General features: G+C 55.2%; 21 protein-coding genes and 1 pseudogene. 10 read left to right on the top strand and 12 right to left on the bottom strand.

Annotated features, from left to right (window positions below; genetic code table 11):
• Window positions 1-492 precede the first annotated feature (492 nt).
• Window positions 493-981 (top strand): DUF2937 family protein, encoded by a 489-nt coding sequence (locus AC07UB_RS18460; protein WP_006019179.1) that lies wholly within the window; start codon window positions 493-495, stop codon window positions 979-981.
• A 28-nt stretch (window positions 982-1,009) separates the two neighbouring features.
• On the opposite strand, the gene AC07UB_RS18455 is transcribed toward AC07UB_RS18460, so the two are convergent.
• Both AC07UB_RS18455 and AC07UB_RS18450 read right to left on the bottom strand, forming a co-directional pair.
• A complete protein-coding gene (locus tag AC07UB_RS18455; protein WP_006019180.1) occupies window positions 1,010-2,464 on the bottom strand; it encodes an argonaute/piwi family protein in 1,455 nt (484 codons plus the stop codon).
• Window positions 2,461-3,780 (bottom strand): DUF4365 domain-containing protein, encoded by a 1,320-nt coding sequence (locus AC07UB_RS18450; RefSeq protein ID WP_006019181.1) that lies wholly within the window; start codon window positions 3,778-3,780, stop codon window positions 2,461-2,463. Before AC07UB_RS18450 ends, AC07UB_RS18455 begins: the two co-directional genes overlap by 4 nt.
• Before the next feature lie 483 nt (window positions 3,781-4,263).
• On the opposite strand from AC07UB_RS18450, the gene AC07UB_RS18445 reads away from it, so the two are divergent.
• From AC07UB_RS18445 to AC07UB_RS18420, 6 genes and pseudogenes are all read left to right on the top strand, one after another.
• On the top strand, window positions 4,264-4,392 hold the full coding sequence (locus tag AC07UB_RS18445) for a hypothetical protein (RefSeq protein WP_430648540.1): 129 nt from the start codon (window positions 4,264-4,266) through the stop codon (window positions 4,390-4,392).
• Window positions 4,389-4,484, top strand: a pseudogene (locus AC07UB_RS18440) (hypothetical protein); the annotation flags it as partial. The gene AC07UB_RS18445 and the pseudogene AC07UB_RS18440, both read left to right, overlap by 4 nt.
• 74 nt (window positions 4,485-4,558) lie before the next feature.
• The gene (locus AC07UB_RS18435) at window positions 4,559-4,663 is read left to right on the top strand and encodes a DUF4113 domain-containing protein (RefSeq protein WP_430648541.1); all 105 of its coding nucleotides are present in this window, start codon (window positions 4,559-4,561) and stop codon (window positions 4,661-4,663) included.
• Between the two features lie 130 nt (window positions 4,664-4,793).
• Entirely contained in the window at window positions 4,794-5,582 is a 789-nt protein-coding gene (locus tag AC07UB_RS18430) for a hypothetical protein (protein ID WP_006019182.1), read from the top strand.
• Window positions 5,575-8,379 carry a DEAD/DEAH box helicase gene (locus AC07UB_RS18425; protein WP_006019183.1) on the top strand — a complete coding sequence of 935 codons (2,805 nt, stop codon included), beginning with the start codon at window positions 5,575-5,577 and terminating at the stop codon, window positions 8,377-8,379. Before AC07UB_RS18430 ends, AC07UB_RS18425 begins: the two co-directional genes overlap by 8 nt.
• A gap of 27 nt (window positions 8,380-8,406) precedes the next feature.
• Window positions 8,407-9,533 (top strand): IS3 family transposase gene (locus AC07UB_RS18420; RefSeq protein ID WP_430648543.1). Its coding sequence is split into 2 segments (ribosomal slippage): window positions 8,407-8,658 and window positions 8,661-9,533, totalling 1,125 coding nucleotides; the frame shifts between segments, so codons are not numbered across the junction.
• Window positions 9,534-10,126: 593 nt separating this feature from the next.
• Here AC07UB_RS18420 and AC07UB_RS18415 read toward each other — a convergent pair.
• The 5 genes from AC07UB_RS18415 to AC07UB_RS18395 form a co-directional block, all read right to left on the bottom strand.
• Window positions 10,127-11,662 carry a recombinase family protein gene (locus AC07UB_RS18415; RefSeq protein WP_006019186.1) on the bottom strand — a complete coding sequence of 512 codons (1,536 nt, stop codon included), beginning with the start codon at window positions 11,660-11,662 and terminating at the stop codon, window positions 10,127-10,129.
• A complete protein-coding gene (locus AC07UB_RS18410) occupies window positions 11,652-12,137 on the bottom strand; it encodes a DUF2924 domain-containing protein (protein ID WP_006019187.1) in 486 nt (161 codons plus the stop codon). Before AC07UB_RS18410 ends, AC07UB_RS18415 begins: the two co-directional genes overlap by 11 nt.
• Window positions 12,134-12,487 (bottom strand): DUF3489 domain-containing protein, encoded by a 354-nt coding sequence (locus AC07UB_RS18405; protein WP_006019188.1) that lies wholly within the window; start codon window positions 12,485-12,487, stop codon window positions 12,134-12,136. The genes AC07UB_RS18410 and AC07UB_RS18405 overlap by 4 nt, the downstream gene beginning before the upstream one ends.
• A 98-nt stretch (window positions 12,488-12,585) precedes the next feature.
• Window positions 12,586-12,807, bottom strand: coding sequence for a hypothetical protein (locus AC07UB_RS18400; protein WP_006019189.1), 222 nt, complete (start codon window positions 12,805-12,807; stop codon window positions 12,586-12,588).
• A gap of 132 nt (window positions 12,808-12,939) precedes the next feature.
• The gene (locus AC07UB_RS18395) at window positions 12,940-13,215 is read right to left on the bottom strand and encodes a helix-turn-helix domain-containing protein (protein ID WP_041711055.1); all 276 of its coding nucleotides are present in this window, start codon (window positions 13,213-13,215) and stop codon (window positions 12,940-12,942) included.
• A 214-nt stretch (window positions 13,216-13,429) separates the two neighbouring features.
• Here AC07UB_RS18395 and AC07UB_RS18390 point away from each other — a divergent pair, with 214 nt between their 5' ends.
• Entirely contained in the window at window positions 13,430-13,999 is a 570-nt protein-coding gene (locus AC07UB_RS18390; RefSeq protein WP_006019191.1) for a hypothetical protein, read from the top strand.
• A 107-nt stretch (window positions 14,000-14,106) separates the two neighbouring features.
• Here AC07UB_RS18390 and terL read toward each other — a convergent pair whose 3' ends face one another.
• The 5 genes from terL to AC07UB_RS18365 all read right to left on the bottom strand — a co-directional run bounded on the left by terL (window position 14,107) and on the right by AC07UB_RS18365 (window position 19,584).
• Entirely contained in the window at window positions 14,107-15,501 is a 1,395-nt protein-coding gene (gene terL / locus AC07UB_RS18385; protein ID WP_006019192.1) for a phage terminase large subunit, read from the bottom strand.
• Window positions 15,498-15,932, bottom strand: coding sequence for a DUF5681 domain-containing protein (locus AC07UB_RS18380; protein WP_006019193.1), 435 nt, complete (start codon window positions 15,930-15,932; stop codon window positions 15,498-15,500). The genes terL and AC07UB_RS18380 overlap by 4 nt, the downstream gene beginning before the upstream one ends.
• A gap of 3 nt (window positions 15,933-15,935) precedes the next feature.
• Window positions 15,936-17,264, bottom strand: a complete 1,329-nt coding sequence (locus AC07UB_RS18375; protein WP_006019194.1) for a site-specific DNA-methyltransferase — start codon at window positions 17,262-17,264, stop codon at window positions 15,936-15,938.
• 108 nt (window positions 17,265-17,372) lie between these two features.
• The gene (locus AC07UB_RS18370; RefSeq protein ID WP_006019195.1) at window positions 17,373-18,092 is read right to left on the bottom strand and encodes a hypothetical protein; all 720 of its coding nucleotides are present in this window, start codon (window positions 18,090-18,092) and stop codon (window positions 17,373-17,375) included.
• A 196-nt stretch (window positions 18,093-18,288) separates the two neighbouring features.
• A complete protein-coding gene (locus AC07UB_RS18365; protein WP_006019196.1) occupies window positions 18,289-19,584 on the bottom strand; it encodes an ISNCY family transposase in 1,296 nt (431 codons plus the stop codon).
• A gap of 126 nt (window positions 19,585-19,710) precedes the next feature.
• On the opposite strand from AC07UB_RS18365, the gene AC07UB_RS18360 reads away from it, so the two are divergent.
• Window positions 19,711-22,218: a PAS domain S-box protein gene (locus tag AC07UB_RS18360; protein ID WP_006019197.1), complete on the top strand. Its 2,508-nt coding sequence runs from the start codon at window positions 19,711-19,713 to the stop codon at window positions 22,216-22,218.
• Window positions 22,163-22,396: a response regulator gene (locus AC07UB_RS18355; RefSeq protein WP_006019198.1), complete on the top strand. Its 234-nt coding sequence runs from the start codon at window positions 22,163-22,165 to the stop codon at window positions 22,394-22,396. Before AC07UB_RS18360 ends, AC07UB_RS18355 begins: the two co-directional genes overlap by 56 nt.
• The last annotated feature ends 116 nt before the right edge of the window (window positions 22,397-22,512 follow it).

Here is a 22,512-nt window from a genome sequence, read left to right as displayed (position 1 = left end):
AGTTGCGCAGCCAGTAGCTGCAAAAGTCTCCAAGTAGCATTTGCCGCAGAACTGCGGAAATTCTGTTGAGAAATCAAAGGGCATTTTCCAACTGGGAATGTGGAAGTTCGAATCCTCCAAGGTCAGCCAACCAGTCCGGCTTTTATAGAATATTATTGTTTTGAGGCAGAAAGGCCCGCAAATAGCGGGCTTTTCACGCGTTACGAGTCTCTGTCGAGACTAATGTTCGCCCAATTCCTCTGAAAATTTCCAAAAGTCTCCAAGTACCTATTGAAGAATTCCCGTTTTCTGGAGACTCGCCTCAGAGACCGGAGAATAAAATCACTGCGTTATGACCTGGCAGTCTGCTCGGCCGTCTTCCGCGGAAAGCTGTCATCAACTTTGCTCTGGAACACCAGCAAGGCGAGCGCCATTAATTGGACGGGCGACATCGAATCACCGACGAATCCCAACTGGGCTGTTCAAGTCTATCAACGTCAAAGGAGTTGTTCGATGCAGAAGCTCTTTATGGCCCTTTCGCTTTTGTCCGCGCTGCTCTTTGCGCAAATTCCGGAGTTGATACAGCAGTATCGCCAAAGAATTGGCGGCGCGGCTGATGAACTCAATGTCATTGTGCGCAATTTCGACGAAGATTCTCGGCGATCCGGATTTGACCGCGCTGGCGCGTTTGGCCTCATGAAGAAGAACCCTGAGCGCCTTGTAAGAGAGCAAGGTCAGCGGATGGAAGATTATACAGGCAGGCTTGAACGACTAAATTCGCAGCAATCAGTGTTAGCAAACGGCGTTACTTTGGCAGCGGTGCTTTCGGTCGCGTTTAATTACGATGCGCAGATAATGTCGCAAGCGCGGGCAGCTTTCACGCCCGCGTTTCCACTGACACTCACATCAGTTATATTTGCGATCATTGGCTTTATCCTTTGTTACGGCCCACTGCTGCTTCTCAGTTCCATTTTTGGATCACGCGAACGCGCCAGAGCTTAGCTCTGATCGAATCTTGATCGCCACGGCGCTAGATGTATCTGGCGTAATCAGAGCTGACTTTCTGATCGGTTGTGTACTTTAAGACTTCGCCAACAGCTCGCGCTGCTCGAATAGGAATTGGCAGCTTCTGATTCATTTGCGTGGAATTCCAGTTCACCTTCGTCAAAGCCAAAACTTCGCTCGCAATTTGCGCCACTGTGCTGTCACTGCCCTCGTATGGACAGAGAAGAAGCGGTCGTGGATCGTACATACCTGGATAGGTTCCGTAATAGGGAATGCTTCCGTTTGTGTAGAGCAGTCCTTTCCCGTCTAGATCGACGAATGTCCCGCGCATAACAGGATAGTTGCCGTCACGTAGAACTTTGACGGAATAGGACTCCTGTACCCAAACGAGGTCTCGAAACTCCAATCCGGCTTCATTTATAGCTTCAAAGATGCCTTCTGCTTCTTCTTCTCGGAATTTCGAGGTCTTGAGGACAATAACGCGCGCGGGATAATGCTTGTGATGGTTTTTATAGGCTGTCAGCGCATTGGCGACCAATTCATGCGCATCCTCCTGCGTCATGTATGGGTGACGACCTCGACTTTCGGTCTGGGCTCGTTTTCCCTTTAGAATAAAACCCCGACCTCGCTCGTCGAACATCTGCGCCGCACTGGTGAACAATTGCTGCCCGCCGACTTCGCGATAGAAGCTGATCCCGATATAGCAGGCAGTGAATTCGCCATCTTGCGGCATCTTCCGCCACGGAATGCGGCCCGTTCCTTTGTAGTAGATCGTCGTCAGCAAATTCCAAGTTCGATCAGCTTGATCTTGTATCTTTCTGGCGCGACTTTCCTTAACCTTGAGCGGAATTTTTGCACTCTCGTCAAACACATCTTCCCAAGCAATTTGGATCGGGAAGCTCAGGTCCATGGCCTTTGCCTTGAGCATGCCACGGAAGTCGGGTGCATCTGAACCGCCGGAATCGTCCTTCTCGGTCGTCGCCTTGGAATCCACTTTCGCATTCCATACACGTTCAATCAGCTCCACCGGTAACGCGACAATCGCAACATCCGGACGGTGGCTGGTCTCATCGAGTGTTTGCAGTTGTTGGACGATTTCATCGACCGCCATCTCTACAGCTTTATAATGATGTGGTTCTTTCCTAATCTTGTCGATTTTGGATTGCGAGATCGCAATGGTCGCGCCATCAGATATCTCGAATTTGCATCGATATGGATTCTGATTTCCCAATCCCGGAAAATCTGGATGCAGGTTCGGATGTTTTTCGCCTTTGCCCTCAAAGCCAGCAACGGCTTCTTCAAAAAACTCCTTTGTATCCTCCACTGTCTTTGAGCTGCCGATTACGGCGATCTTGACCACGTCTCCTAAAGGAATCTGCAGCGGTCCAGCTTCTGACAGGCCAAGCCGTGGGTCCGGATGATGATGCTTGTCACCAAACTCCAGCTGCGGCTCTTCGAATATTTTCGTTTCAAATTTCATCCGAACATTTTCTCCTGTCCGTCGTCAGGCTCGACAACGCTTTTCTTTTGCGATCCCCAAACATCCTCAGGAACGCGCGTTGCTAGGTCGACAGTCGGTGGCTCACCGAAGCGTAGCCGAGGTTCGGTCGATAATTTCCCAAACAGATTGTTTTCTTCGCGGTCTGCCTGACTTAGGAAGCGGTGCCACATCACGACTTGCCCGCGCAGCGATGCGCTATTGTCCAGGCGTTTTTTTCCTGCAAGAAGCGCAGCCGGATACGAATGCGGAATAAATCCATTCGTCGTGAAAAAATAAGTTGGGTTGATGACAAGATACCACTGATCGTAAATCAATTCGAAACGTGGCGTAAACGCGTGGTGACGGACAAAGTCGACACTCTCTTTGTCGGCCTTGTTCACGATCGCATTCACAACGTCGGTTGACGCGCGTTTTTTTGATGCCTCATACGCGAATGTTCGCGAAGTATTCTCTGCCAAGGCTCGGACATAGAAGAGTTTGCGATCCTTGTTCCAACGCAAGTCATTTTGAACTTGATGGTCCAGCGTTTTGCGAAGCAGGAAGGCAAAGTTATTTTGCTCATCCTGCTCCTCCTGAAACGCAAGTGCCGTGGTGTTGATTGCTTCAACCTGATCGAAATCGACAAGCTTCCTGCAAACCGTCTCGCGCGGGTCACTAAACGACCAGAATGTTCCGCCCTTGATGGCCCAATCAAATCGTGGGCTATTGCCATCGAGCAGGATCGCAGCTGCTTTCTTAGGCGTATGCGGCGTGGATGCTACGAACACCTCAGTTGGAAGCGTAATCGGCAAAATATTGACTAGTGCTTCTTCTCCGCCTCCGATAGGCGGCACATAATAACCGAAACCAGTTTTCGGAACAGTCAGCGCTGCAAGGCGATCTACGGCATCTGCATCGAGAATATCGCGTTTCTTGTCGAATTGGAGCCGACGCTCTTCCCCTTTGATTTGACTGCCAACTTCGTTCCAGAAGTAAGTGTCATCGGATCTGCGATGGAGAACAATGATGACCGGAAGGTTGGAACCGCGCCAATAGGCCAGATCTTCGGGGCGCAACAGGTAAGAAAAACCGTCGTCAGTCTCGGACGAGTAGCGAGATGAGTCAGTTGCCTTGACCTGAACCGCAATCATCCGGGCCAGTGGCTGCCCCTTATCCATTACCTCGGCAATGCCATCGACCCCCGCTTCTAGACGCGAGCGCCCGTCAAACTGAAAACCCATGTTAAGAAAGCGAAGACGAACTGCCGTCTCGCCTATCTCCCCGAGCAATTGGTTGGCGGTTATAGTTTTTGACATGCAATAAGACTAGAACAATCCAAGAACGCTGTTAAGTCTATTTGGAGTGTTCACTGTGTGCCAAGCCGCAATTGATTGAGTTGTCCCTGACCACAGGGGCTTCCCCCCAATCTGCGAGTTGCTGGGTTCTTACGAGAGTGGACGACCGCTTAGGCGGGGCCGGACCGGTATCCCGGTATCGGACGGGGATAGCCCCGACCAACGTTGACGAAGGTGACGAATCGCTTTGCCAAGAAGGACCTCGACCGCGCCGTCTATGTGATGACCGGACGCTGGGTCGTATGATGTCGACCGACCTGTCGGTCGTGCTGGCCGTATGGCGCAACGTCTTACCGAAATTGGCATTGTGACGCCGCTGAAACTACGCCAGTGCGACCCGGAGTTTATCCGGGAACGGTTCAACGTGGTGGAAGATCCTGTGCTGGACCGCAAAGCATCATCGCTTCGCGTTCGTTCGGCAGGCTAGTCACGACCTTGCAGGAAATGGAAGAAGCCGTCGCTCGCGCCGCAGAGAAGATGAGGCGGCAGTATCTCGCGACTGCGCACCTGTCTGTTTTTGTCAAACCTAACCGCTTCAAACCGACCGATCCGCATACAACGTATCACGCTTGATCCGGTTGCCGGTCGCCGGCGCGGATGCGGGCACGCTCGCCAAGGCGGCGAATACGGTCATACGCGCGATCTATAAGGACGGCTTCCCATACAAACCAGCGGGCGTGATATTGCTCGATCTCGCCCCGTCAGAGCGAGTGCAGGGTGATCTTTGGACGTCATCCCGATGCCCGCACGGTCGAAGTCCCTCACGAAAGCCCTCGATGAGCTCAACGCGTATTACGGTCGCAGCACCCTGACATACGCGTCATCAGGCAAGCGGCCGGCTTAAAAGCTCCGGAGGGATCACCTCTCCCCGTGATATACGACGTCTTGGGATGAATTGCTTGCCGTCGGCGATTAGTTACAGCATTCTAATTGCTTAATAACAAAAGAAGTGATTTTGGGGAGTTGCGGGGTAAATGCCGCTTACTATTCTCGATTACCCTGCTGCACCTGAGTGCGGCGGCACGCAATGGCTGGTGGCCAATCAGGACGAGCTAGCAACGCTTGTCGGGACGGTTCTTGTTGGGCGGGCGAAGCACGTTGCAAGCGTTCTTAAAGGCACACAACACAATTCGGTCAATACGAGTGTAGCGCAACGAAATGCGTTACGTGCCCAGCTTCACCCTGCCAGTGAGGCCATGCAATGGCACCGCGACGGCCTTCTATTCGAAATCATCTGCTGGATAACTGCTCGCATGTCCGCAGACGCTAATGATGTGATTTCGGATCCACATCTTTCCTCAACCCAACAGGGTGCGGACACAATTGTTGTCCGATTTGATGCCGCGTCACGCACGCTATCGCTGGCGACAATCTATGAGCAGAAATGCACAGCGAACGCGCGACCGCAATTTAGAGATAATGTGATGCCATCTTTCAAGGAGTGGATGTCTGGGAAACGCGATAATCATCTGACTTCAATCGCAACTGGGTTATTGAGTTCTTTTGATCTAACCGATGACGAGCGCACTGCGGTGTTCGACAGATTAGTTCAAGACCGGCCTTTGGCATTCCGGGCGGCACTAACCGTCACGCCGACTCCATTTGCAACGGAACAGTGCGTAGCAGTGTTTAAGGATTACGGCACCCTGACTCCTGCGATCGAGAATCGTCTTGGCGACACATTTCCACTGCCTGACATTCGACAATGGTTCAGCGTCTTTGCACAAGACGTTTGGGCTAAAATAGAGGAGCAGGATGTTTGACGTTGAAACATCGCGCCTGATCCGCCGTGCGCCTGCATTGCGAGGCGTTGATCCAAATGTTCTTCCGCAGGAATTAACAGGGATTTATGCGGAACTGGTCGCTCTTCGCTTACGTGAAGATGAATTGGTGGCCGCTTCTGACCGCGCAATTTTGCTAGAAAGATTGAGCCGCATTGCCACGGTCTACGAGGCTTGCGCAGATGTAACTGTGGACAACGAACGGAGACGCGCATCCGCTTTCGTTGCAGCAACAGCCCATCAAATTCTCGGTCGCGTTATGGCTGGAGCATACGATGTATCGCTACCATACCTTACCGTATCAAGCATTCATCCGTTGCTGGCTGCGCCGCTCTTATTTCTAGTCGCGGAGCAAAACGCCGACGCTCGCGAGGCGGCTAGGTCCCTAACAGATGTTCGCGATGATAACCTGATCAAATCTGCGCTCATCGAAACCGTCTATGATCTCGCCTCCGAGAGCTACCAGTCAATTCTTGACCGTGCGGCCCGCCTTGAGCAAATGCGAGCGCCAATTAACGAGTTTGGTGACGCAGCGATCGAACAGGCGCTTTACGGCCTGTGTTGGTCGGGCATAGTACAACTGGTATCTCGCTTGATGGGTGTTGAGTCTCCAGCAACACAATTTCTCAATTTTGACTCACCGCAGAATGCATTCGAACGCGTTCTAGAACTATCCGTCGAAGATCTAAATCTTGCGGATTTTGGCGAAGGCGATTCATATGCAGTGTTTGGAGGGCCCAGACATCTGGCGGCGCTTTTGCGGCATCTTGCGGATGGTTTGGAGGGCGCAGGGGTCGCGAATATTCCACCGCCACAAGATGCATCCCCCGAATTCTGGGTGCCTTGGCTTAAACATCGCGCGAAGTCCAAGCCCATAATCTGGAGTAATCACCGCCGCGCTCTCGAAACCAATTTCTTGAATAGAGGCACGTCCGCTGTTCTGGTTTTGCCGACAGGCGCGGGTAAGACCACACTTTCCGAGCTAAAGATCGCAGCAACGCTGGCTGCAGAACACAAGGTTGTGTTTATTGTTCCCACGCTCGCTCTTGTGGACCAGCTCCGGGACGATTTAGCAGAAAGCTTTCCTGCATCAATCGGCGATATTGAGGTCGCCGCTGACGGTGACCTCACCGGAACATTATCGGTCCCGGAGCTAAGCTCCATTGAAGTCATGACCCCAGAACGCTGCCTTGCTCTCATGAGTCACAATGCAGACGCTCTCGAAGACGTGGGGCTCGTGGTGTTTGATGAGTGTCATCTTCTAAGCCCGCAAGGAGGCGGAAAGCGTAGCCTTGATGCAATGCTGTGCCTTATTCAGGCAATCAGACGCGCTCCGCATGCCGACTTACTGCTTCTTTCAGCAATGCTCACAAACGCCGCTGATTTTGCAGATTGGATTGCAGAAATAACAACTCGCCCGTGTGTCGCCTTCCAAGATTCGTGGAAGCCGAGCCGCCAGGCCCGAGGTGTTATTGTATATGATCAAAATGAAGTTCAGGAAATTCGTAGATCAGCCACTAGAGCAAACCGGGCTGCCAAAACAAAAACTAAACTGAAGCGTAAAAAGGATGTGGTGCCGTTTGCGGTTTTTGGACTACATCAAAATTGGAACCAAGGAGCGGCGGCGGACATTCGTCTGATAAAATTGTCAGATGATCCTGTAGAGCTCACAGTTAAAAAAAATGGTTATGCGACACCGAATTCCAACAAAGTTGCGGCCCGCCTTGCTATCGACGCCTGCGCTGCCGGTCTCAAAACTATAGTTTTCGTTCAGCAGCCCGGACACGCTGTTTCTACAGCACGAAACATTTCAGGTAAATTGGAAGCAACATATACGCTGACTGCAAGCGAAACTGCTTTATGGGGAAACATTCAGGCTGAGTTGGGCGGGAGCGAGCATTCCCTGATTAATATCGGCGCTGCGGCGTTACCTCACAATGGAGACATGATACCCCTCGAGCGAAGACTCGCGGAATCTCTCTACAAGAAGCGAGACGGCGTCGACGTGATAGTCGCCACGCCCACACTAGCGCAAGGCATGAACCTTCCGGCGCAATTGGCAATACTCGCTGGCGACAAACGTCACGACGATGACGAGGGCCGATCAGCTCTAGCGGCCCATGAGCTGTTGAATGCGGCAGGCCGCGCTGGTCGCGCAGGTCATTTGGCAAACGGTGTGGTTTTAATGGTCCCGGAACCAATAGAAACCTTTCACAATGGGAGGCCCTCCGATTCTGCCTTCAGTAAACTTCGCGCCATACTTCCGCAGGATGATAAGTGTGTGGCCATCGCGGACCCAATAACCCGGGTACTCGATCGTATCCAGTCTGGCGACACAAATAGTCTAGACGTCAGATATTTCATTAGCAGGATTCAGGCTGCTGACGACCCAGAGCAAGCGGCAGAGAACGCACTGAACACAGTGCGCCGTTCTTTCTCGAAATTCCTTGCTGACCGACGAAACGAAGCTGAAAATTTCGAAACCAAAGTATTGGCCTTGCAAGCGGTCATCGCGCAGCCTTCTGACATCGATGCTGATGTCTCCGCTATTGCGGCTTCATATGGGCTTGCCGCAGATCCGCTGGCCAAGGCCCGCGCCCGCATGGAAGCCGACTTTGAGAGCCTTCCCACGAGTATCGGCGGGTGGGTTGAGTGGCTGATACAGTTTTTCAAAGCGGACCGACAATCTTATGAAGCACTGATGGAGTTGGATGCAGGAATTGCGCTGTCAGTAATGCGCGGTGACCTGCCACTGAGTTTTTCCTCCACCTGGAGTTAGAGTCCGGCCTCTATTGGAGGCGGACCAATGAAGCGGAAGCGATTTACGGAAGAACAGATTATCGCGGTTTTGCGCGAACACGAGGCTGGTGCGAAGGCCGCCGATCTGGCGCGCAAGCACGGCGTCTCGGAAGCCACGCTGTACAACTGGAAGGCCAAGTATGGCGGCCTGGAGGTGTCTGAGGCCAGGCGGTTGAAGGCACTGGAGGATGAGAACCGCAAGCTGAAGAAGCTGCTGGCGGAATCGATGCTCGACAATGCCGCGATGAAGGAGCTTTTGACAAAAAAATGGTAGGGCCCGCCGCCAAGCGCCAGGCTGTCGCTCATCTGCGCAGCGTGCTGGAGATGAGTGAGCGTCGGGCCTGCACCATCGTTGCTGCGGATCGCAAGATGATCCGGTATCGCTCGCGCCGCCCGCCCGATATCGAACTTCGCGCGCGTCTGCGCGATCTCGCCAACCAGCGCCGCAGGTTCGGCTACCGGCGGCTGTTCATCCTGCTGCGGGATCAGGGCGAGCCCTCAGGCATCAACCGCATCTACCGGCTTTATCGGGAGGAAGGGCTGACGGTGCGCAAACGCAAAGCTCGGCGACGGGCCGTGGGAACACGGACCCCGATCCTGATCGAAGCCAAGGCCAATGCACGCTGGTCGCTCGACTTCGTCCACGATCAGTTCGCGCTCGGCCGACGCTTCCGCATTCTCAACATCGTGGATGATGTGACGCGCGAATGCCTGGCGGCGATCCCGGACACCTCGATCTCGGGGAGACGGGTCGCACGCGAACTGACGGTGCTTATCGGCAAGCGTGGCAAGCCTGCGATGATCGTGTCGGATAACGGCACCGAGTTCACCTCGAACGCGATCCTTGGCTGGGCAAAAGATCATCGTGTCGAATGGCATTACATCGCGCCGGGCAAGCCGATGCAGAACGGCTACATCGAATCCTTCAACGGCCGGATGCGCGACGAGCTTCTGAACGAAAGCCTGTTCGTCGATCTTGGTCAGGCCCGCCAACTCATCGACGCATGGGCCACCGACTACAATACCGCGAGGCCGCATTCCTCGCTCGGATACAAGACGCCGGCGGCTTATGCCGATACACTCACCGCGCGAGAAGGCGCATCACCAGCCGAGGCTCTAATTGCCACCGGATGAAAGTTCAGTGGCAGGTCAGCGGCACTAAACAAGGCAGCCCTCCAACAAACGCGGAGTTTGACAGATTAGCAAATGCGTTGCTGTTTTGGCTTGGTGGCCGACCGTATCGCGAGATAGAACTGGAATTGGGCACAGACAGCGCGAAACTAGAGTGTTGTTGGCGAGCAAGAGACCTAGTTCTTAAGCTGGCAAATCGACGTTTGTACTTGATCCTCAGCGCTATTGGTGGCACCGCCAGTCAGCTCTATATATCGCGCGGCGTTTCACCGCCTCAACCATCGGTGTTGGAAACTTTGGCGGTCGCTATCCGAAAGGGTTTTGATACTCCGCAAAAAGTCGCATACGACCAAGTCTCCAAAATAAAACGACCGCGTATCGGTGTGCATATAAATTTTGCTCAAGACGTGCCAAAGCCCCCGGAACTTGAGGGCCAGAGTTATGAGATTGTTCGAGATAGGGTTGAAACTCGGCTAATGTTTGCGGCTATCACGAATGTTATCGAGTAACACTATAAATGGTCCGGTGCTGGTGGAGCAGGAAAGCTCCAAGCCAAACTCGGGATGCTAAAAGGTGGCGAAGCGTGTTCCGGCGCGCTAGAATCCCAGCGCCTGCCACTGCTTGGAAAATGCCAGCGGCAGCGTCTTGGGGATTCGCGCTAAGGATAATGTCGCTGGTTGATCGCCGTTGAGAATGGCCGCGGTGATGGCCGGTGCGAGAAACGCGTAACGGAGTTCCTGCCGGACCAGCTTGGGATGCAGGTTAACGGCGGCTGCCAGCGCTTCAACAGTGTCAAATTTGTTGTTCTTCAGATCGCGCAACCACGCATGAGCCCGAACAACGGCCTGCACCAATTTTGCATCGGGTTGGCGTTCGTTAGTTGCATCGACGATCGATGCCGAACCGGCCTGGGGCGGCTGCCAAGGAATCGTGAACTGGCTGGATCGAATCTTCGCTGCTGGAGATGTGGTGATTTTGATGGCACGGCTACTTAGTTCGGCACGCGCAACATATGTGCCGATAATATCCGCATCCAGGATAGCTTTATCGATCTTTAGTCGCTCGCGCAGAGCATTAATCAGCGTCTGTTCGATGCTGGTTGCCGAAACGCGTGCGACCGATCCAGCGTCGGTTTTGCGCCCACGCAGGATTGCTGAACTGACATAGAAACGATAGCGGGCACCGTTTTTCGACGTAAAACTGGGGCTCATGGCGTTGCCTCGGTCGTCGAACAGTTTGCCCATCAGGAGCGCACGGCTTTCCGATCGTTTGATCTTCCTCTTGTTGGTGCCGGCGGAGAGCAGTTCTTGAACCTTGTTGAAGGTTTTGCGATCTATGATCGCCTTGTGCTCGCCGGGATACCATTTGCCGCCGTGACCAGTTTCGCCAATGTAGATCCGGTTTTTCAGGACATGAGCGAGGGGACCGTAGGTGAACGGGATGCCACCGTTAAATTTCTTGACCTGGGTATTTCGCCGCTTGGTGACGATGCGGCGCTTGTCGAGATCGACAACAAGGCGGCCAAAAGACTGCAGCTCGATATATCGGCGGAAGATGATGCGGACGGTTTCTGCCTCTGTAGGATTGATGACGAGCTTCTTATCCCGGGCCTCATAACCGAGCGGCACCGTGCCGCCGGTCCACTTTCCCTTGCGACGCGAAGCCGCCACCTTGTCCCGGACCCGCTCGGAGGACAGCTCGCGCTCGAACTGGGCAAAGGACAAGAGCACATTGAGGGTCAATCGTCCCATCGACGTGGTGGTGTTGAACTGTTGCGTCACGGCGACAAAAGAAATCGATCTTGCATCGAACGCTTCGACCAGTTTGGCGAAATCCGCCAGCGAACGGGTCAAGCGATCGATCTTGTAGACCACCACCACATCGACCTTGCCAGCTTCGATATCCTTCAGGAGCCGCTTGAGGGCGGGGCGCTCGAGGTTGCCTCCGGAGAAAGCGGGATCGTCATAGGGCTGGGGCAGCACCTTCCAGCCGAGCGATGTCTGGCTCTTTATATAGGCCTCGCAAGCTTCTCTTTGGGCATCGAGCGAGTTGAATTCCAGTTCCAGGCCGTGCTCGGTAGATTTGCGGGTGTAGACGGCGCAACGGAGTGTTTTGGTTGCGCTACTTGCCATTGGCTGCTCCAGGAGTCTTTGACCGCAATCCGAAGAAGCGGGGTCCATTCCAGTTGGTGCCGGCAATCAGCGAGGCGATCTCGGAGAGACCTGCATAGGTCTTGCCGTCATAGGCAAACCCGTCCGGACGAACCACGACGCGGTGGGTTTTTCCCTTCCATGTCCGAACCAGTTCCGAGCCGGGCTTGATCCGGCGCGGCAGCTCCAGCCGCCCGTTGGGCTTGGCGGCCATCGCCTTCACCAACTGGTCGAGCAGGCGCTTGGTCGGGCCGGACAAGCCGCCATAGGCTTTTTCCTGGATCCGGTGAGCGATGCTCCGGCGCAGCAGGTCCGGACCAAATGCTTTCGGCGGATCCGTTCGAAGCACTTCCCGATAACGTCTGCGCAGTTCGGCGATGGGAGCTGTCGCCAGCTGGTTCAGCTCGGCTTCCACCGATGGATCGGCTGGCTTCATGGAGGAGGAAGCTTGGATCATTTCGCGGTGCTCGATTTTGCGATCCGGTAGGCGCGCTGGCTATCGGTTTTCGCTGAGGTCAAGTTCAGCTTGAGCTTCTTGCGCACCGTGCCTGCAAAGAATCCCCGCACCGAATGCTGCTGCCAGCCCGTGGCCTTCATGATGGCGGCGATGGTGGTGCCGGACGGGGCGCGCAGCATGTCGAGGACCTTGTCCTGCTTGGACATGGCCACGTTCGGCGTCTTCGGCGTGACCGGCTTCTTCGGCGCGACGGGCGGCAGAATCTTAGAGGCCGGTTTCGTCGATCGCTTTGGTGCCGGGGTGGATCTACGCCCGGTCTTGCGAGGGGGCTTTCGATTGCTGGTGGTCATTTCGGTTCTCCTGCCTCAACGACAGCGTCCTGTGCTGCCACTGCCGCAAGCCCGTCGGTTGCCGACGGGCCGAGAACCTTTCGGTCGGAGAGAAATCCTTAGTCGCTCGACAACCGGTTGAGCAGCGAAGCCGCATCCTGCAAGCGGCTGGTCTCGTAAAAGATCTGCTCGAGATCCATCGAGACTCTCACGCCCTCACTGACACTGCCAGCCAGCGCGCAGGCCTCTGCCGCCTTGGCGATCCGGGCGGCTTCGCCAAGGCGAATACCGATCTCGGTGAGGATCAGCCCAATTGCCTGTTCCGTGATTTTGCGGTCCATCATCTTGCCTCCGGTTACGGCGACAGTGACGCTCCATGTGCCGGCGAAGTCGAGCCGAAACGCAGCAATCTAGTGGCTCTTATCAGCCAGTCCGGATCACAAGATGATCGGGAAAAGTCCGAGCCGCCACGCTTACTTGGCCGGACGCTTTGACGGGGACTTGGGCGAGCCCTTACCGCCAACATAGTCCTTGAATAGCTTGACGGGATCGGCACCAAGGGCGCGGGCGATAGCAGTGAACTCGATGATATCGAGGCGGCGCTCGCCGTTCTCATACTTCGCGACAAAAGATTGAGGCCGCCCGAGCTTCTTGGCCAACGCCTGCTGGCGAACGTCCGCGGCTTTCCGCGCTGCGACAAGCAGGTCGATCAGCCGGGCATAATCTGCGGATTTAAGGGTCTTTTGCATGCGCCGCCAAGGCCGTGAATCGGCGGCGAGCAATCTGATCCTGAAAATGGATTATCCCAAAATAGGATTATATTAACTGACGTTGGCGATAGTGACGCCGACAGCCGAGGGTGTCGTGGACTTCTACCCCGTGGGAAGCGATGTGCTGACCCACCCACGCCGAGCCTGCGGGGTGCGGCGGAAGGGCACACTGAGCAATAGCTGGGAGTGATCCATGAATATTGTGATCAAGGCGGCCTTGGGCTGCGCACTTGGATTTATCGTCGTCGGCGCCCTTGTCGGTGGCGGTCGAACTGCGGCACCACCCGCTCCGAGCGCGCCCCTGCCATCCGATCAGGCTCGCTTCATAGCAGCCATCACGCAGGCACGATCTCAATTCACGTCGGCCCCCAATGAACTGGCTGCAGGCGGAATCCGCAATACCAGGCAGCAGGCGATCTGCAGCGCTCTTCAAGGTCAGAGTGCCTCAGGATGGATCGGAAAGGTCGCTTATCTCTCCACCAATGGCGATGGCAAAGGCGTCATTACGCTCGAACTTGCGCCGGGTTTACAGGTCTCGACCTGGAACAACGCCTTATCGGACTATTCTGATAAAACTCTGATCGATCCCGATACGCAATTTTTCAAATCTCTGGTTGCGATGAAACGTGGCGACCCCGTCCGGTTTTCGGGAAGTTTCTTTCCATCGAACCTCGATTGCGTGGGTGAGCAGAGCGTGACCTTGGCCGGATCCATGAAGAACCCGGTCTTCACCATGCGCTTTTCATCCATCCGCAAGCTCTGACCGACTATGAGGACACTTCACTCGTTTGACGCGGAGAAGCGCGGTGGCAGCTCGATGACTCAAACGCACCCGGCCGGCTCGCAGCTATTGACTAATCGACCGCGCTTTCACCCGACCCACGATAGAGTCGTATCGTAGCCGCCCTTGTATGAAAGTGCTTGGCTAAGGCTATCAACCTGATCGTCGTGCTTGCCTTGCGGGAAAGTCAGAAGCTCGGTTTCGAGCTGCGCTAAAAAAGGTGCCTTCTTCGGAAACAGCACCAAACCCGCCTCGAACTTGGCTTGATGCACGAATAGGCGGCCCTGCTTATCACGCTCGATGGGCACGGGTTTGACGGTGTGGATACCGCTTTGCTTAAGTTCCTGAGCCAGAGCGATACCTGTCGATGCGTCCTCGACCAGAATTTTGAGCGGATCGTATCGCTGCGCGAGGGCGATCGCCGTGGCGCGGAGTTGGGGATACTCATAACGTCCCCTTGTGACGTCCATCAGATAGAAGTGTTTATCCACGAGCAACCACGTCGTGCAGACGGACCAGTCGTTCTGAGTGCCAACTTTTGCCGCCGTGTCCCAGCTTTGGATCACTTTGGTGCGGTAGGTGCGTTCCGGCAATTGATCGTAATAGCGCAACCATTCACGCTTGATCATTCCGCCGCCGTCGGGAACGGGAGATTGCTGATATTGGGCCCCGAAGATGCCCGAACCCATTTCGGTGCGAAGCTTTTCCAGCGTTGCGAGAGTCTCGTACGCGGGATGTAGAGCTTGGCCCGCGCGGCGCGCGTGAAAATGCCCTTCACCTATCTCGACCTTCTCATCGACGTCGGCGATGGCAGGCAGGCTCAGGACTTTCCAGTCTTTGGAGTTCTCAACAAGAAAGCCCGTTAGATCATGCAGATGAACTCGCTGCATGACCAGAATGATGACGCCCGTCGCTTTGTTGTCGAGACGCGAAAGGAGTGTATTGGTAAACCACTGATTTAGTGAGTTACGCAGAACGTCGGATTGCGCGTCGACCGGTTTTTGCGGATCATCAAGAATGATCATGTCGCCGCCGAGACCTGTCAGCGTTGCCGAAACGGAAGTCGATCGGCGAAAACCGCGTTTAGTGGTGAAGACATCGGAATCGGCGGTCCGAGCGATACGCATGCTCGGGAACATTTTTCGATACCAATCGGACTGCACAATCGCCCGGAAATCGGCCGCGTGCTTGGCCGAGAGGTCGTTACTGTAGCTCACGCCGAATATCTTCATTCGGGGATCGTGACCGAGCAAGAACGCCGGCAGTATCACCGACACGGTGAGAGACTTCAGGTATCGCGGCGGCATATTGATGATTAAGCGGTTCGTCTCTCCTCGGCGAAGGCGCTGGAGTTGATGCGCAATCGCTTTAATGTGCCAATTGGGCAGGTATTCAGCCCCTGGATTGAGCATCAGAAAGCAACGATGAAGGAAGCTCTCGAAATCATTGCGCAGGATGGAATAGAGGAGGTCTTGATCCTTCATCGCGCCTTCTCCTTTCCACCAAGTGTGGATTGGAAATCACGTAGGTAGGCGTCGAGTACTGCCTTGTCGTCGCGACTTATCTCGGATTCGTCGCCCGCGTTCGATGCGATCGCGGCCAACTGATTTAGCAAAAAGGTAGCGCTCTTGATGTTACCCTTCAAAGAATCCTCCACCACCTTATGGAAGATGCCCTCAATGACTGTGATCCTGCGAATCTTGCCGTCGCGGCGCATTGTGATTTTGCTATCGAGGAGTTCGCGAAGGATAAGTTCGCGACTTTTGGCCCCCTTGGGACGACCTTTTGGATTGCCGCTTTTGCCCGGCCTGAATTGATTTGCCTTTGGCGGCTTGCCATAGCCGACATCTTCGTCGCTCGACTTGAGCCGAACCCGCTTCCGGAACACACGTTTCACTTTTGGAATTGATGCCATTTGTTAGGTCCTTACGCGTTTGAGAACAGGGGAGACGGATCGCTCTGTGGCCACTTCGTCGAAGGTTTGACCGGTAGCCGCGAGTATCGCGTCGCGTCTGGTGAATTCCTGCCAACGGCGGATCGCTACGTCGATGTAGAGGGGATCGATTTCGATGCCATATCCGCGCCTGCCAACTTTCTCCGCGGCTAGAATGGTGGTGCCGGATCCCATAAAGAGATCGAGCACTATGTCGCCACGACGGGAGCAGTCACGCATCGCGTCGGCAACGAGGGCGACGGGTTTGACAGTGGGATGAAGGGTCAGCTCCGCAAGGCGGTCTTTTCGAAATGTATTGACGCCAGCATACTGCCACACGTTCGACCGAGATCGCCCGTGCTTACCAAGCTGAATATTGTTCTGATGGCGCGCTTCGCCGCTTTTAAAGACAAAGACTAATTCATGCTGCGATCGGTAAAGGCTGCCTTGTCCAGGATTCGATTTTACCCAGACAACGATATTCTTCAGCTCGTCATAGATCTTCTTGCCCGCGGCCAGGATTTCCGGCGTATGTCGCCAGTCCATGAAGAAGAAATGCATTGAGCCGTCTTCCGAGAAATCAACCGCGATCCCCATCGAAATGGCGAGGAACTCCGTAAATTCTTCGGACGACATTTCCCCAGAAGCGACGGAGAACTCGCGATGCTTGATCTTGCCTCGCCCTTGCACGGAGCTTACGCGGACATTGTAGGGTGGATCCGTGATAACCATAAGGGCGCGGTTCTTGCCCATCAGATGTTTCAGATGATCCGCTCGTCTACAGTCTCCGCATAAGAGGCGATGCTCGCCGAGCATCCATAAGTCACTTGTACGGCTTGTCGCGTTGCTTTTGAGCGACGGCACAAAATCGCTGGGATCGGCTTCAGCGTCGCTGAAGTCGCCCATGAGACCGTCGATCTCAGCAGGCTCGAAGCCTGTGATCTCCAGATCTAGATTGAACTTCGGCAAAAGCGTAGCGAGCTCGCCAAGCTCGTTTGCCAACGACGCTCTATCCCAGCCCGCGTTAGAAGCTATTTTGTTATCTGCTATTGCAAGGGCGCGCTTTTGAACTTCGGTCAGCTCGGTGCAATATATGACAGGTACTGTTTTGAGCTTAAGCTCCAGAGCAGCAGCCAATCGTCCGTGTCCGGCGATCACATTGCCTCTATCATCCGCCAATATCGGCTGGGTCCAGCCGAATAAGCGAATGCTGTCTGCGATCTGCAAGATCTGCTTTTTTGAATGAGTTCGCGCGTTGCGCGCGTTCCGCTTAAGGGCGGAAACTAGGGTTGTCTCAACTTTCGGCGTCTGCATTGAAGCCCCATTCCAAATGAATGAAGCTCCTAATGTTCACATCCCCGGTGCGGCGTCACCAGCTTAGATCCAAGTGAGAACATGGCCAAAAAGTGGCCATCTGCAGTTCTACGATTTTGGCCTACGTTTTGGATTCCAAAGGCCCACCAAAGCTAGCGTGTCAGAAATCTTTTGCTCCGAGGGAATTGCGGCCGCGGGGAAAATTTCTATAAATTTGCGCTGCACATGTTTTAGCTTGAGACGTGGCTTTTCAACCTCTGCCAGCTTGCCAAAGTCGATAAATTTGAAGCCGTCAATGAATTCACCGAATTCAACGAATTCAAAGAACTCAGCTCCCGTGACCACAGTGCGTTTCGCATCTTCCTCAGATAGCCCCTCCCGGAAAGACCGATAGGCAGCGCCTTCGATCTGCGCGACCGAAATGGCCGCATGGATGATTTTCTCATCTAAGGGGGTGAATTCATATGGAAGTCGACCGGGTATAATCTCGACCGCGCGTAACGTGGTGCCATCTTGCAGCGTGATAACCGCATCATGTGACACCATACCTCCGTCTAATAAATCAACAGCATACTCGCGGCGCTGGCCGGTTAAATTCTCAATTGCACGAAACGTATTGCCTGATTGCAAGGGAATGAAAGTGCTCTCGTCGGAAAGTGAGAGCTTATAATCCAGCAGGACGAGGTGAAGATGCTTGCCCGCATTCAAATTCATTCGCCCAACATGCACCACGATTTGCGCGCGCTCTGAAAGGCCGTGGCTTTTCTCGACAACATGAATTGCCTCAGCGAGGGTTGTCGGTTTCCGTATTGGATCGTTTCGGATCATGGAGGGTATATTAGGAATGAGCTAGGCAAGCTGCAGTATAGTATGTCGAAGCACTTTTAGCTGACATTCATCTTCCGAGCGAGCGATCATGTCGCCGCCATTTAGGGAAGTCACGATTTGCGCCAGTTAGAAATGTCACCCGGTCGGGAGCAGGATAGCCGCCTTTCTGTGGGTTAGAGGTTGGAAACCGCCGGATCTATCCGATCTTAAACATGTGGTTCTTCTGGCCGCGCCGGCGCGGCGCCTTGGCGGAGCGGGACATGTCGAGCTGTTTCTGTTGTTCGGCAATGTAGGCCAGGATCGGGCCCAGCCGCTTGTTCTCGACAATGGCGGCCTGGTTGACCTGCGGACGTTTATCGAAGGTCCGGTAGGGCAGATCGACGCCGTGGTGCCGGATGGCCAGCCGTCCGTCGGGGTAGTCAATCACCGTGACCCGCTTGCGTGCCAGCGACCGTGCGATCGCGGTCGGCTCCAGCATGAACAGCACCTGGTCGTACTGCAGCGTCAGGTTCACCGAGACCGAGCGCTCTTCCTTCCAGGCAAAGGCGTCGTCGAGATCATCATGCCCGGCGAGCGGGCGGTGACCATCGCGATCCTCGAAGGGCGCCTTGGCAAAGCGCGCGTTGTGCTGCTCCATGAACGTCGGCAGGAATGCATTGCCGGCTGCGATGGTGTCGATGCCGCACAACCGCATCTCCTTCACCAGCCGGTCCTGCAACGTGCCATGGGCCCGTTCCACTCGGCCCTTGGCCTGCGAGGAGTTGGCACAAATGATGTCGATGTTCAGCGCGTGCAGCGCCCGGCCGAACTGGGTCATGCCATCGCCGGAGGCGGCATCCTTCCTGTTGACCCGGAACACGCCGTGCTTGTCGGAGTAGAACGCCACCGGTTTGCCGTGACGCTCCAGATAAGCGCGAGTGGCGGCAAAATAATCGAAGGTGCTCTCGCTCTCGACAAACTGCAGATGCATCAGCCGGCTGGTGGCATCGTCGATGTAGACGAGCAGGGTGCATTGCGGACCGCGGCCCTCGAACCACCAGTGCTCCGAGCCGTCGATCTGGATCAACTCGCCCAGGCAATCGCGCCGATACCGCGGCTGATGCACAGGCTTCAACCGGGCGCGGCGATCCTTCCACAGACCCGCCATGATCATCCATTGCCGCAGCGTCTCGCGCGCCAGGTGAATCCCGTGCAGCTCCGCCAACTTCTCCGCCGCCAGCGTCGGACCGAAGTCGAAATAGCGCTCACGGATGATGCCGATGACTTCGGCGCGCAACGCTGGCGGATAACAGCGGTTGCTCGGCCGGCCGCGGCGGCGTGAGACCAGCGCCTCGGGGCCATGCTGGTCGTAGGCCTTCGCCAGCCGGAATACCTGACGTCGGCCAAGTCCCATCAACGCCGCAGCATCCGCAACCTTGATCCTGTTCGCCGCCAGATCCTGCAACACGCTCATCCGGTCGATCTCCGTCCGGCTCATCGCAATCACCGTCATCGGCCCCATGCTCCCCAACTGAAACCGTGGAGAGTGACATCTCTATCTGGGACAACAGTGACTTCTCCATCTGGCGTCTACAATGCAAACGCAAGACTACACTGGATCGCAGGACGCGGTCAGGTCGTGTCAAACGGCGGGCCACCCAAACACTTAAGTGGAGCAATTTACGAGATCACAGACCGTAAGGCACTTGAAGCACGTTTGCTCTCCGTCAACGAGACGCTTGAAGCGAGGGTAGCCGAAGCGCGGGTGGAAACGCGAGCCTTGGAAGTTCTGAACCAGGTCGGAATTGCCGTTGCGGCCGAACACGATATTGCAAAGTTGGTACAACTCGTGACCGACGCCGGCGTCGAGCTTAGCCATGCCGAGTTCGGAGCGTTCTTCTACAACGTCCTACGGGAAGACGGCGAAGCATATACTCTGTACACGCTATCCGGTGCGCCGCGCGAAGCGTTCGAGAAGTTTCCGATGCCGCGCAACTCAGCCATTTTCGAGCCTACGTTCCGGGGAGGGGCGCCGGTGCGATCAGATGATATTCTTGTTGATCCACGCTACGGAAAAAATCCTCCCTATCATGGTATGCCCCAAGGCCATCTGCCAGTGCGCAGCTATCTTGCGGCATCGGTTGTATCGCGCTCCGGTGAAGTTCTAGGTGGACTTTTCTTCGGTCATGCACAGCCAAGAGTGTTTACCGCGCGGGCGGAGCGGATCGTTGAGGCGCTCGCGGCCCAGGCGGCGGTTGCCATCGACAACGCCAAACTCAATGAAGTCAATCTGCGCCAGATCGCAGCGCGAACACAGGCTGAGAGCGATCTCCAGCAACTAAATCAAAATCTTGAGAAGCGCGCGGAAGAACGGGCGCAACAACTAGCCGCCAGCGTGATGAAGCTGGAAGACACAGAAAGGCGCTTTCAGCATCTTGTTCAAGGCGTGACCGATTACGCAATCTATATGCTCGACGTAGACGGGACGATCATTAACTGGAATCCGGGAGCTGAGCGGATCAAGGGATATTCGCGCGCCGAAATCGTCGGGCGGCATTTATCGACCTTTTATACACCGGAAGATATTGAGCGCGACCTTCCCAAAACCGCGCTCGGGACGGCGTTGGAGACTGGAAAATATGAGGCGGAGGGTTGGCGTGTGCGCAAGGACGGCAGCCGTTTTTGGGCAAGCGTGGTCATCAATGCGATTCGGAGCGCTGACGGTAAGCATATTGGGTTCGCCAAGATCACACGAGACTTGACAGAACGTCGGGCCGCTGACGAACGCGCGCGTCAGGCGCAGAAAATGGAAGCCATTGGCCACCTGACCGGGGGCGTTGCCCATGACTTCAACAATCTTCTGATGGTCATCGTCGGTAATCTCGAAACTGTTCAGCGCAAGTTGAATGACATACCTGTCGATATTCCCAGGCTTGCAAGGTCCGCCGAAAACGCAATGCGCGGCGCGCGGCGCGCCGAGTCACTAACGCAGCGTCTGCTTGCCTTTTCCAGGCAACAGCCTCTCGATCCGAGGCCGCTGGATCTTGGCCGTACAATACCGGGCATGTCAGATATGCTTCGCCGTACGCTCGGAGAGCAAGTAAGTATCGAAACTGTGCTGGGCGGTGGGACGTGGCGGGCACTCGCTGATCCGAACCAACTCGAACTTGCCGTTCTCAATCTGGCGGTGAATGCACGTGACGCTATGCCGGACGGTGGAAAATTGACGCTCGAAACCGCGAATGTGTATCTGGACGAAAAATATACTTCCACGCAGAATGAGGTCGTTCCTGGTCAGTACGTCATGATCGCGATCACGGATAACGGGAGCGGGATGACCGATGAGGTTAAGGCCAAAGCCTTTGACCCGTTTTTTACCACCAAGGATGTGGGGCATGGCACCGGGCTCGGCCTCTCGCAAGTTTATGGCTTCATCAAGCAGTCGCGCGGACACGTCAAAATCTACACCGAACTCGGGGAAGGCACCACGATCAAGCTTTACCTGCCCCGCGCGCATGCGGTTCCTGACGAAGTAGAGTATGAGCATGGCAAAATACTTGTTCGCGGCCGCAAAAACGAAACCGTTCTTGTGGTGGAAGATGATCCTGATGTGCGCGCCTATAGCTGCGACACGCTAAGCGAGCTTGGTTACGACGTTCTTTCCGCTGGTACTGGCGCTGCCGGGCTGGGCGTTCTGGACAGCAACCCGGCTATCCGTGTTCTGTTCACCGATGTCGGACTTCCAGGTGGCATGAATGGGCGACAATTAGCGGATGAAGCGCGGAGACGCCGCCCCCATCTCAAAGTTCTTTTTACAACGGGCTACGCGCGAAACGCGATTGTCCATGACGGCCGGCTCGATGCAGGTGTGGATCTTATCACCAAGCCCTTTAGTCAGGCTGCGCTCGCGGAAAAGCTGAGAGACATTATTGATGCTAAACGAGAACCCGGCCGGATTTTGCTTGTTGAAGACGAAGCGCTTATCCAAATGCTCGCCGCTGAATATCTGCAAGGAAGCGGTTTTACCGTTCATCCCGCTGGCACCGCGTCCGAAGCGATGAACGTGCTGGGCAAGATACCCGGCGGTGTTGATGCCGTTGGCCGACATGGGTCTTCCAGACCGAAGGGGCGACGAGTTAATCCGTGAGATAAGAGCACTGCACCCGTTCTTGCCGGTGGTGGTGGCCACCGGCGCAGGCTCGGAAGAGATCAGGACGCTATTCGCAGGGCAAGAGAAGATTGCCTTCGTCACGAAGCCTTACCGTGAAGTCGAGCTGCTCAGTGCGCTTTCCTCGCTCGGTATCCCCGCAGAAGCCAAGCGGTAATGATATTCAGGGACTACCTCGGCTCTATCTTGGCTCTCAGACGATGAAATTATTCCGCCTCGCCCCGTTCGGATCGATGGAAAGCGTCGGGCATACAGCCCGATTATTATAAATTT

The sequence above is a fragment of the Afipia sp. GW821-FHT04G03 genome (assembly GCF_059419985.1).
This window is presented reverse-complemented; position numbering and strand designations above follow the sequence as displayed.

Coding starts and splice junctions, on each gene's coding strand:
- AC07UB_RS18435 (WP_430648541.1), top strand. CDS start 4,559: ATGCCCGCACGGTCGAAGTCCCTCACGAAAGCCCTCGATGAGCTCAAC.
- AC07UB_RS18395 (WP_041711055.1), bottom strand. CDS start 13,215: ATGCAAAAGACCCTTAAATCCGCAGATTATGCCCGGCTGATCGACCTG.
- AC07UB_RS18365 (WP_006019196.1), bottom strand. CDS start 19,584: ATGACGGTGATTGCGATGAGCCGGACGGAGATCGACCGGATGAGCGTG.
- AC07UB_RS18450 (WP_006019181.1), bottom strand. CDS start 3,780: ATGTCAAAAACTATAACCGCCAACCAATTGCTCGGGGAGATAGGCGAG.
- AC07UB_RS18455 (WP_006019180.1), bottom strand. CDS start 2,464: ATGAAATTTGAAACGAAAATATTCGAAGAGCCGCAGCTGGAGTTTGGT.
- AC07UB_RS18445 (WP_430648540.1), top strand. CDS start 4,264: ATGGAAGAAGCCGTCGCTCGCGCCGCAGAGAAGATGAGGCGGCAGTAT.
- AC07UB_RS18400 (WP_006019189.1), bottom strand. CDS start 12,807: ATGGACCGCAAAATCACGGAACAGGCAATTGGGCTGATCCTCACCGAG.
- AC07UB_RS18425 (WP_006019183.1), top strand. CDS start 5,575: ATGTTTGACGTTGAAACATCGCGCCTGATCCGCCGTGCGCCTGCATTG.
- AC07UB_RS18380 (WP_006019193.1), bottom strand. CDS start 15,932: ATGGCATCAATTCCAAAAGTGAAACGTGTGTTCCGGAAGCGGGTTCGG.
- AC07UB_RS18355 (WP_006019198.1), top strand. CDS start 22,163: ATGCCGTTGGCCGACATGGGTCTTCCAGACCGAAGGGGCGACGAGTTA.
- AC07UB_RS18460 (WP_006019179.1), top strand. CDS start 493: ATGCAGAAGCTCTTTATGGCCCTTTCGCTTTTGTCCGCGCTGCTCTTT.
- AC07UB_RS18405 (WP_006019188.1), bottom strand. CDS start 12,487: ATGACCACCAGCAATCGAAAGCCCCCTCGCAAGACCGGGCGTAGATCC.
- AC07UB_RS18415 (WP_006019186.1), bottom strand. CDS start 11,662: ATGGCAAGTAGCGCAACCAAAACACTCCGTTGCGCCGTCTACACCCGC.
- AC07UB_RS18410 (WP_006019187.1), bottom strand. CDS start 12,137: ATGATCCAAGCTTCCTCCTCCATGAAGCCAGCCGATCCATCGGTGGAA.
- AC07UB_RS18370 (WP_006019195.1), bottom strand. CDS start 18,092: ATGATCCGAAACGATCCAATACGGAAACCGACAACCCTCGCTGAGGCA.
- terL (WP_006019192.1), bottom strand. CDS start 15,501: ATGAAGGATCAAGACCTCCTCTATTCCATCCTGCGCAATGATTTCGAG.
- AC07UB_RS18430 (WP_006019182.1), top strand. CDS start 4,794: ATGCCGCTTACTATTCTCGATTACCCTGCTGCACCTGAGTGCGGCGGC.
- AC07UB_RS18390 (WP_006019191.1), top strand. CDS start 13,430: ATGAATATTGTGATCAAGGCGGCCTTGGGCTGCGCACTTGGATTTATC.
- AC07UB_RS18375 (WP_006019194.1), bottom strand. CDS start 17,264: ATGCAGACGCCGAAAGTTGAGACAACCCTAGTTTCCGCCCTTAAGCGG.